The organism is Nonomuraea sp. NPDC001684, assembly GCF_053596515.1.
Genome location: NZ_JBSFGJ010000345.1, coordinates 1 through 9,951 on the forward strand (window position 1 = coordinate 1; position 9,951 = coordinate 9,951).

The 9,951-nt window shown below is 72.2% G+C and carries 7 protein-coding genes and 2 pseudogenes; 1 reads left to right on the forward strand and 8 read right to left on the reverse strand.

Features of this window, described 5'->3' with window-relative positions:
* Positions 1–783 precede the first annotated feature (783 nt).
* Positions 784–912, forward strand: a pseudogene (locus ACWCSD_RS38780) (helix-turn-helix domain-containing protein); the annotation flags it as partial.
* A 631-nt stretch (positions 913–1,543) separates the two neighbouring features.
* Here the strand turns inward: ACWCSD_RS38780 and ACWCSD_RS38785 are convergent.
* The 8 genes and pseudogenes from ACWCSD_RS38785 to ACWCSD_RS38820 all read right to left on the reverse strand — a co-directional run bounded on the left by ACWCSD_RS38785 (position 1,544) and on the right by ACWCSD_RS38820 (position 9,725).
* Positions 1,544–2,452, reverse strand: coding sequence for an LLM class flavin-dependent oxidoreductase (locus ACWCSD_RS38785; RefSeq protein ID WP_397159158.1), 909 nt, complete (start codon positions 2,450–2,452; stop codon positions 1,544–1,546).
* Positions 2,453–3,005: 553 nt separating this feature from the next.
* Complete coding sequence (locus ACWCSD_RS38790; RefSeq protein WP_449922393.1) at positions 3,006–3,683, reverse strand: hypothetical protein; 678 nt, start codon at positions 3,681–3,683, stop codon at positions 3,006–3,008.
* Between the two features lie 165 nt (positions 3,684–3,848).
* The gene (locus ACWCSD_RS38795; protein ID WP_397159162.1) at positions 3,849–4,475 is read right to left on the reverse strand and encodes a S26 family signal peptidase; all 627 of its coding nucleotides are present in this window, start codon (positions 4,473–4,475) and stop codon (positions 3,849–3,851) included.
* Between the two features lie 16 nt (positions 4,476–4,491).
* Positions 4,492–6,342 carry an ABC transporter ATP-binding protein gene (locus tag ACWCSD_RS38800; protein WP_397159164.1) on the reverse strand — a complete coding sequence of 617 codons (1,851 nt, stop codon included), beginning with the start codon at positions 6,340–6,342 and terminating at the stop codon, positions 4,492–4,494.
* Positions 6,339–6,878, reverse strand: a complete 540-nt coding sequence (locus ACWCSD_RS38805) for a TlpA disulfide reductase family protein (RefSeq protein ID WP_387667123.1) — start codon at positions 6,876–6,878, stop codon at positions 6,339–6,341. The genes ACWCSD_RS38800 and ACWCSD_RS38805 overlap by 4 nt, the downstream gene beginning before the upstream one ends.
* A gap of 196 nt (positions 6,879–7,074) precedes the next feature.
* Positions 7,075–7,482, reverse strand: a pseudogene (locus ACWCSD_RS38810) (MauE/DoxX family redox-associated membrane protein); the annotation flags it as partial.
* A 69-nt stretch (positions 7,483–7,551) separates the two neighbouring features.
* Positions 7,552–7,755: a hypothetical protein gene (locus tag ACWCSD_RS38815; RefSeq protein WP_397159167.1), complete on the reverse strand. Its 204-nt coding sequence runs from the start codon at positions 7,753–7,755 to the stop codon at positions 7,552–7,554.
* Between the two features lie 209 nt (positions 7,756–7,964).
* Positions 7,965–9,725 (reverse strand): tetratricopeptide repeat protein, encoded by a 1,761-nt coding sequence (locus ACWCSD_RS38820; protein WP_449922396.1) that lies wholly within the window; start codon positions 9,723–9,725, stop codon positions 7,965–7,967.
* Positions 9,726–9,951 lie beyond the last annotated feature (226 nt).

Below are 9,951 nucleotides of genomic sequence, written 5' to 3' on the forward strand. Positions count from 1 at the left end.
CGCCCAGAACCAGATCCCACAGACACTCACCGCTTAACCTGCAGAAACAGGATCACGCGAAGATCGATTCATACACCACGTCCGTGGACGTGACCCTCACCGCCGCCATCCAGCCGGCTCACGGGTTCAGCGATCTTCGGAAATACGGCTGATTCTCGAGGAGATCCTCGATCCTGTCGGCGGCGACGCCCGGGGCGATGTGTGGAAAGCCTCCCGGCGCGAGCTCGGCGTCAGCGAGGTGGCTTCGGCCGCGTCGCAGTACTGCTCATGTGTCAGATGAGTCACGAGTGCCCTTTCTCGATCACCGGCCAAGCGGTCTGCCGCTGGTTCGAACTTCCACGGCAGCCAGCGAGGCTATTCCTTGACATTGGCGTCAAGGTCAAGCGGTGCCATGCGCTCGCGCCATCTGGCGTCAGCGGGACTTGGCCCATTCGAATGCACTCGGTTGTCGCGACCGCGGGAGGGCGCTGAACCGGCGGGTCGAGACGGCGGCGAGCGGGGCGGGTCAGGCGTAGGCGTCCGAGTTCGGTCAGCGGGCTTACTCATCGAGAGCTTCAGTCCGGGCTCGTGGCGTCACGCCGGGCCGCCCGCGTCACGGGGCGGCCCGGCCTGGCTGGTCCATGTCTGCAGGATCGGCCTGCCGGCTTCCGGGCGGCCTGGATCTGGACGCAGCACCTGATCAAGCGCCTGTGCTGCCAAGCCTGGAATATGGCTGCCAACACAAGGAAGGAGGTCACGTGACCAACACGACGCGCCCAGACCAGCCACGACAGCTGCGAGCTGATCCTCGCCGTCGCAGCGGAGCTGTTCGCCGAGAAGGGCTACCGCCAGACCACCTTCGGCGACGTGGCCATGCGCTCCGGGATCAGCGGGGGCTCCATCCCGTGGCATTTCGGCAGCAAGGAGGGGCTGCTCCTGGCCGTGCTCGAACGTTCGACGGAGACGTTCCGCACTGGCCTTGTTCGCGGTGCCGACAGGTGCCAGGCCGCAGTGTGTTTCTGGCGTACTCCGGCCGCACCTGTTTTGCCCTTCGTCCCGCAACAGCGAGCCGGGCACAGGGAACCCGACAGCAAGCCCAAAGATCCAGACACGACGTCACCGCCCCGTTCCGGCCGAAATCTGGACATGTTTGCATACGGTCACAAATGGCCCACGAAAGGAGGAAGCCTGCATGTCGAAAGCTTTCCTGACAACTGTGGCGGCAGCCGCGACCATGGCGGCTGGGCTCGTCGCCTTCACCGCGTCACCGGCGCAGGCCGACGCCAGCGATTGCGTGTCCTACCTGGAGGGCAAAGGATACGGCCCGAACGCACGGACAAGGGCGTCATGCGCGGTGGCCGCCAGCGGCGAGATAGGAGGCTGGCTCCAGTGCCGCGATTCCCTCAACAGAGCCGGAATTCCAAGAGATGTGGCCTCCAGAGCCTGCGATCTCGGCGGGATGTGACTGGCCCCGTTCATCGCCGGCGGCACGTCTGTCGCGGGCCCAACTGCCTAGCGGGAATGCTCGGCTGGATATGGTCACGCCCCCGGTTCGTCCGGGACGTCACCCGTGCAGGAGGGTTCGCACCTCCGCCAGGAGGTCCACCTGCCGCCGCCAGTCGCCGCCCGAGATCCCGACGACCGCGTGGCTCGCCCCGGCCTCGCGGTAGTCGTTCAGCCGTCCGGCGGCCTCCTCGGGGTGGCCGGTGAGGGGGATCGGCAGCACGTCCTCAAGCGGACGGCCGTAGCCGGCGCTGATCCCGGACGCCACCTGAGCCCGGGACGGGACATCGGGCCCGGCTCCCAGCGCGGCGGCGCAACCGATGGCGACGATCGGAACGGGACGGCTTGCCTGCCCGGCCAGCTCGGCCAGCCGTCCCCGTCCCTCGGCGACCTCCAGCGGGGAGATCAGCGAGGGGAACCAGCCGTCGCCCAGCCGCGCCGCCCGCCGGATCGCCGCCTCCGACGCGTTGCCGACCCACACGGGCGGCATGGCCGCGGCCGGGGACAGCGTGACCGGCGGCTGCCCCGGTTCGTCCGGCAGCCGGGTCTCCTTCCCGGCCAGCAGTTCGGGGAGCAGTTCCAGCGCGGTGTCCGTACGGCGTCCGCGCCGCCCGTACGCCACCCCGGCGGCGGCCCACTGCCCCGGCCCGCCGCCCGAGCCGACGCCCAGGACCAGCCTGCCGCCCGACACGTGCTGCAGGCTCGCGACCTGCTTGGCTGCCCAGGCCAGCGGCCGGATCGCCGGGACGAACACGCTTGCGCCGATCCTGATCCTCGACGTGACGGCGGCCGCGGTGGCCAGCGCGATCGACGCGTCCAGGGTAGGCGCGCCGATGGCCAGGTGGTCGCCGTGCCAGACGCCGTCCAATCCGGCGTCCTCCGCGTGCCGGGCGGCCTCCCGCAGGTCGAGGCCCCTTGTGCGCTGCTCGCCGACGCCGGGAAGGATCACGCCGATCTCAAAGTTCTTCATGCGGCCGACTATGCAACCTCAGGCGGGCTTGAGGTCAATCCCACTCCGGAAGGCGGGCCCGCCGGATCGGCAGTTCCCAGGTCAGGGCGTACACGTCCATGGCGTGGAGGCCGACCCGCAGCAGCCGCCTGGCTCCAGGACCAGGTCGAGCGCGACGACCACCCCCGGGCGGAGCGCACCACATGATCGTCGACTGGGCCGCCCTGGAGTCCTTCTTTCATCGACTGGTCACCCGGTGCACCGGAACGGCCTGGACGAGGTCGCCAACAAGCTCAGAAACTCGCCGACCACAGCACGCCCCTCGACCATGCCGCCTCCTGAGGGTCCAGGTGGGGCAGGAGTCTGGTCGCCGTCAACGGCGAGGCCCCCAGCCTGCCGAGGTGGACGACGACCACGGGCGCGCGCCGGTAGTGCCCAGGCCCCGGCTTTCCCGGGGCCTGGGCACTTGGGCGTCGTGGTCACGTGATCATGAGGTAGGCGAAACGTCTGATCGGTCTGACCTCGATCCGGACGTACGCCGTCGGCTCCCCGTGCCAGATGGTCGACATCGGAATCACTGCTCCGACGTCGGTGTCGCACTGGCTGGCGTGGACCGCTGCGCCATCAGCGCCGAGGTCTCGGCGCGGCACCGCAGCAGCGCCATGTAGAGCCGCTCCGCCAACTCACCCGGGTGGTTGACAGGAAAGAACTCTTCGGGGACGTACCGGCTTATCGCCGCGGCGGTGATGTGGTGCCCGGCGGCGCTGAACTTCTTGCCGGGCAGCAGGCGGGCGATGGTCGCGTGGCTCGTGATGGATAGACGACGCCGGTTTCCTCCGCCAGCTTCACCGCCAGGGCGCAGATCCTGAGTTCGGGGCCGACATGCATAGTCAGATCCAGAACGTCGAAGTCGGCCGGTTGGAGATGATCTGTTCGCCGGGGAGTTTCCAGTTGGGGGAGTGTTCTGCAACGGACGGCTGGAGAGGGGCACCGGCCAGCCGAGCAATGACCCCCGATCGTCGGCAACCGCGGCGGGCACACGTTCGGTGAGCCTGGCCGGTTGCCGCAACGTCGTCACGGCCGCAGGGTCGCCGAGGTCGGCCTGGGTCTGGGCGAGCCCGCTCAGCAATGCGCATGACGCACAGTCCGGGTCGAGGTGCTTGCCGAGCCGTTCACGGGCCAGGGTGAGGCTCTCGACCAGCCGTCGGTTGATATAAGGGCCGTTGGCCACCGCCCACGCGCGCACCCACACCTGCGCGGCCGGGTCCTCGGATTGGTCTGCGGCGTCGATGGCGGTGTGCCACCAGCGGCGGGCTTGGCGGCGCTCGCCCAGGTTCGACCACGCCTACGCGGTGACGCCGGCCAGATATCCCGCGGAGCGCAGCAGCCAGGCGTGCCGGGCCGTGCCCCCGGACGCTCAGGAAGCGGCCGGCGGCCGAGGTGTGCCGGGCCGTGCCCCGCGTCCGCCGTCCTCCTGCCTGGACTCGGGCGCCGGGGCGATGCGCCGTACCACCACGCCGAGCAGCCATTCCGCCGGCACGTAGCCGAAGTGCCGCGAGTCGCGCGAGGCCGCCGCGTTGTCGCCGAGCACGACCAGGCATCCGTCGGGCACGACCCGACCGGGAGCGTGCGGCAAGGAGGCGATCTCGCGGGGAACCGGGTCACCAGGCACGGCGGTCACGCGCTTGACCACCCGGAACGGCTCATCCGCGGGTTCCCGCGCCGCGACGGGCCCTCCGATCGGCTTCCGGCCGTTCACCGGCCGGTCCGACGGCGCGCGGGGGTCGGTGGTGAGCGCGGCCTCGGCCGCCATCTCCGGCCACATCTCCGTGAGGCTGCCGACGAGCAGCACCACCTGGCCGCGCCGGACCGCCTCCAGGGACGCCCGCCGGACCAGCACCCGGTCGCCGTCGCGGAACGCCGGCTCCATGCTCACGCCCGCCACCGTGATGACGAGATAGCGACGGCGCAGCCGGACGGCGACCGCGGCCGACGCCCCGAGGACGCACCCCGCCGCCGCCAGCAGTGCCAGGACGGGTCTCAACGGCGTTCCCCTCTACTCATCGCGTCACCGGCTCCACGGGCTCCTCGGCGTAACCGGCCGCCTGAACGGTGAACAGCCGGGCGTACGTGCCCCGGGCGGCGAGCAGGTCGGCGTGCCGCCCCTGTTCGACGACCAGCCCGCCGGACAGGACGACGATGAGGTCGGCGTCCCGGATCGTGTTGAGGCGGTGGGAGATGAGCAGGCTGCTGCGGCCGTCGCGCATCCTCCGCAGCCGCTCGTGCACCTCGTGCTCGGCCTCGGGGTCCAGGCCCGCGTTCGGCTCGTCGAGGATCATCAGGTCCCGGTCCTCGCGGAGGAAGGCCCGCGCGAGGGCCACCCGCTGCCACTGGCCGCCGGACAACATCACCCCGTTCCCGGGGTCGTCGGCCTCGTCGTCGGCGAAGAACAGGCGGGTCAGCAGCGTCCCGTAGCCATGGGGCAGGCGGGACAGGGTGCCGTCGATCCCGGCCCGGACGGCCGCGCCGCGGATGCGGTCCAGGTCGCCGAGCGCCGTCAGGTCGCCCATGGCGATGTTGTCGGCCGCGCTGAAGTCGTAGGTCATGAAGTCCTGGAGCACCGCGCCGACGCGGCGGCGCAACTCCTCCACGGGCACGTCGCGCAGGTCCACCCCGTCCCAGAGGATCGCCCCCCGGGTGGGGTCGTAGAACCGGCACAGCAGCTTGACCAGCGTGCTCTTGCCCGCGCCGTTATGGCCGACCAGCGCCGTCGAGGCGCCGTGGGGGAGGAAGAGGGTGACGCCGCGCAGCGCCCACGGATGGTCGTCGCTGTAGCGGAACCAGACGTCGCGCAGTTCGATGCCGCGGCGAAGCGCGGGCAGCGGCGCCGGGTCGTCCGGCGGGGGCAGGTCCGGCCCGGCGTCGACCACCGCGACGTAGTGGCCGAACAGGAGCACTTGGTGGTGCGCCCCGGCCATCGACGTGATCAGCCCGCCGAGCGCCCCCTGCAGACCGGCGACCACGGCCACGAACATCGACACGTCGCCCACCGTCACCTGCCCCCGCCCGGCGGCCACGACGACCCACACCAGCCCGCCACCGGCGATGACCGCCGACAGCGCCGCCAGCGCCCCCTGGACGACGACCTCCCGCCGGTCCGTCCGCCGCCGGGCCTCGTCGGCGGCGCGCCGCTCGGCGACCAGCCGACCGCGCAGATAGGGGCCGAGGCCGAACAGCCGGATCTCCTTGGCCGCCGTCGCGCTGGCGAGCAGGTCGCCGTACAACATCTGCCGCCGTTCCGCCGGGCCGATCCGCCACATCATCGCGGCGCGCCGTCGGGACAGCTGCAGCTCCAGGATCACCGTGGGGACGGCGGCGGCCAGCACGACGACGGTGAACCCCGTGCTGATCACGGTCAGCGAGCCGAGGAACCCGACCAGGGTGAGCGCCCCGCGCACCACCTCGAACACCGCGTCGGCGGTCCTGGCCGGCGCGGACGCGCTCTGCTGGGCCAGCCGGAGCCGGTCCTGGAAGTGCGGATCCTCGAACCTGGCGACCCCCGCCACCTGCTCCACCGCCGCGAACAGCTCGTCGTGCCCGCGGAGGGCGGCCCTGCGGTCCATCTCGGCCCGCAGGTACTGGGCGACGCGCGGCACGACCCCGAGCGCGATCCCCGCCGCCGCGAGCCCGGCCGCGGGCCCCACCAGCCCGGACGGCGAGCCCGGCGCGGACGTCAACCGGTCCAGGACGGCCTTCGTCAGCCAGGCCACCGCGATCGGGATCACCGCGACCGCCGCCGTGCACACCAGGTACGCCAGGCCGTGCAGGGGCGCCGAACGGAACGTCAGCGCCACGACCCGCGCCGCGGTGGCCGCGAACGCGCCGGGGGATGTCCGGGGCTCCCGGCTCACGCAGCCCTCATGACCCGCAGCAGGGCGACGTCGGGCGCGGTGGCGAGCAGCGCGCCGGTGCTGTCGACGACGTAGTGCGCGGGGAACCCGTCGACCGCGAAGGCCCGGCTGAGCTCGCCGTCGAACTCCTCCACGGTCACGCGGGCCACCGGTGTGAGCGTGCGGACCATCTCGTCGCTGTCCTCCTGGTCACCGGCCAGGACGGCGAGGACCTGCCGCCGCCCGCCCGGCAGGCCGCGGGCGAACTCGACGAACTCCGGCAGCGTCTCCCGGCACGTCGTGCAGCCGGGGCTGAAGAAGGCGACCAGGGTCTCCCCCGTCAGCAGGTCGCGGGAGACCGGCTCACCGTCGACGGTGGTGGCCAGGAAGTCGCCGACGCTCCCGCGGAGCCTCCCCGGCGGACGGTCACCGTGGGACAGGAGGCTCCGCAGCTGATCGGTGTGCTCCCGCAGCCGTCTGACCACTCCCAGCGTCAGCACCAGGTCGAAGAGGCACAGCGCCCCCACCAGGATCATCCCGGTGACGAGCATCGACATGACGTTCTCCTTTCGGCGCCGGTCCGGCGTTCGCCGCCGGGGACACGAACAGTTCGACCAGGTCGTCCAGCCGGCTGACGAGCACGGCCAGCACCAGTCCCGCGCCGCCCGCGACCGCCGTGCCGGCCGGCTGCGACCACGCCTGTGACCATGCCTGTGACCGTGCCTGCGGGAGGGCGGCTCCGCAGGTCAGGGCCACCGCCAGGAGACCGAGGTTGCGGGCCAGGTGGCGTCGTCCCAAGGGGGCCTGGGACGTCCCGAAGCACCGGCAGGACGTGCGCACGCCGCGACGCAGGGCGCGGACGATCGCCACGCTGAACAGGCCGAGCAGGACGGCGGCGGCGGCCGACCCCACAACGGACGCGAGCGGATGAAGGACCTGCGCGGCGATCAGCACCGGGACGGCCGACTCGGCCACGACGACCAAGGCCGCCGCCCAGCGGGCCGTCCGCGGGCCCGTGCCGTGTCCCAGCAGGGCGGTGAGCAGGGCTCCGGTCGCCCGTACGAACTCGGCGTAGGCCGTGCGGCCGCGGATCTTGCTCAGTGCCGACATCGCGAAGACGACACCGATCAGACACTGGCCGCCAAAAGCGACAAACTCCACCAGATTTCCTCGATGCGGAGATCAAAGCGCGCTTGCCCGCCCCGGCCGGGGCGGACAAGCGCTCAACGGCTAGCAGTAGCTGGAGATGACCGTGCACGCGCCGCAGTTCGTGCCATGGACGAGGTCGTACAGCCTCTTGCCGTAGACGACCTGGCCGCCCATGGTGCAGCACATGTACCGCCACGTGCAGCCGGCCGCGGTCGCCGACGCCTCGGCCTTGGGCGCGACCCGCTCCAGCAGGCGGTCGCTGATTCTCGTGATCGTCGCGATCATGGTTCCGCTCTCCTTACCAACTGGTCGTCAGCGAGGCCCGGGCGTGCCGTTCCTCGATGGACCACTCCATCCTGAACGGCGGATCTTGCGATTTTGTGGCGATCGCCGGTACGCGGATTCCCGCACCCTGCAGGCGCGGTGACCTGGGACGACGGCGGCCCGGCGGCAGAATGCGGCTCCGGGTACGGGAAGGAGTACGGCCGTCGCGCTCACAGGTTCCTGAGGATGACGTCCGGCGTGCCCGGGTCGTCGCCGGCCTCGATGCGGGACCGTTCGCCGGCGCTGATGAGCCGGAGGTCGTGCAGGATCGTCACGGCGTTGCGCCGGCACTCCCGGGCGCGATCCTCCGCCCCGAGCGCACGATGGACCAGGCCCAGGCCCCACCAGTGGCGCGCCTCCGTGCAACTGCCGAGGTCGTCGGCCGCGCGGTCGGCGTCCAGCGCCATCCGGAAGTAACGCTCGGACTCCCGGTGGCGGCCCATGCGCCGATGGGCCTCGGCGAGGTAGCCGAGCGCGATGGCGGTGCCCACCAGGTCCTCGATCTCGCGGGTGACGGACAGGGCGTCGGACAAGGCCGTGACGGCCGCCTCCGGGTCGCCGCCGCGCAGGTAGGTGAGCCCGAGGTTGGTGAGGGTGATCGCCTCGCCGTACCGGTTGCCCTGGCCGCTCTCCAGGTCGATCGAGAGGCGGAAGTGGCCGACGGCCTCCGCGAACCGGCCCAGCCTGCTGTAGACGACCCCCAGACGGTCGAGCTGGGCGGCCTCCCCCCGGCGGTTGCCGGTCTGCCGGTGTTGTGCGAGTGACACCTTCAGGTGGACCAGCGCGTCGTCCAGCCGGCCGAGGTCGGCCAGCACGTATCCGAGGTCGCCGTGGGTCACCGCCCGGTGGTGGGGCTCGCCCAGGCGGTCGGCCGCGGCGGCGCCCGTCTCGCTGACCTCCCACAGCTCCCGCCACCGCCCTCGTTCGTACAGCGGGAAGAACAGCGCCGCCGACAGGGCGGTGACCAGGTCGTCGGCGCCCAGCGCCGCCGCGCTGCCCAGCACCGCCGGAAGCTGCGCGGCCTCCGCGTCGACCCACGCGTACACCTCCTGCCGGTCGCGGAAGCCCGGCCCCGCGCCGGGCGTCGTCGCCGGACCCAGCGTCGTCCGCCACACGGCGACGGGGATCACCTGCCTGCTCGCGTCTCTGGCGACGGCCAGCCCGTTGTGCAGCGCGCGCAGGACGGCACGCCGCCGCTCCTCCGGCGGGTCGTGCTCCGCGGCGAGCTCCCGGGCGAAGAGCCGGGCCAGATCGTGCACGCAATAGCGTCCGGGGGCGGCGGTCTGCACCAGATGCGCCTCGGTGAGCTGGTCGAGCAGGTCCTCGGCGGTCGGGGCCGGGAGGCCGGCGAGGGCCGCGGCGGTGTCCACGCCGAGCTCCGTGACGCCGAGCAGGCTCATGCACCGGAACATGCGGGCCTGCGCCGGGTCGAGATCCCGGTAGCCGACCATGAGACTGGCTCTGACCGCGCGGTCCTCCAGCTCCAGCTCCGTGAGACGCCGCCCCTCCTCGGCCAGCCTGTCCGCCAGCGTCCGCCAGGTCCAGGCGGGCCGCACCGACAGCCGGGCGGCCGCGATCGAGAGCGCCAGCGGAAGGTAGGCGCACTGCCGGGCGACGGCGTTCTGGGCCTCGGTGTCGTCCGGCCCAGTGGCGGGACCGGTGGCGGGATCGGCGGCGTGGCGGGTCAGCAGGGCGCGGCAGTCCTCCTCGGGCAGCACCTCCAGCTCGTACGGGACGCGGCCCTCCAGCGCGGCGAGCGTCCTGCGGCTGGTCACGATGACACCGCAGGTAGGGCTCGCCGGGAGCAGCGCGCGTACCTGCCTGACGTCCAGCACGTTGTCGAACACGAACAGCATGCGGCGTCCGGCGGTGCGGGACCGGAACTGGGCGGCGGCCTCGTCGACGTCCGTGGGGACGGCGGCCCGGTCCACGCCGAGCGACCGCAGCAGGCGACCGAGGGACCGCAGGGGGTCCAGCGGTTCGAGGTCGGGCGTCGAGCCGTGCAGGTTGAGGTAGAACTGCCCGTCGGGAAAATGGTGGGCGGCCTGCCAGGCGGCCTTGATCGACCAGGCGGCGGCCGTCGTCCTGGCCTGCGCGGAGCTGGCCGACCGGCTGGGGGTGCCGGACGAGCGGCGGGTCTACCTGCGCGGCTGGGCG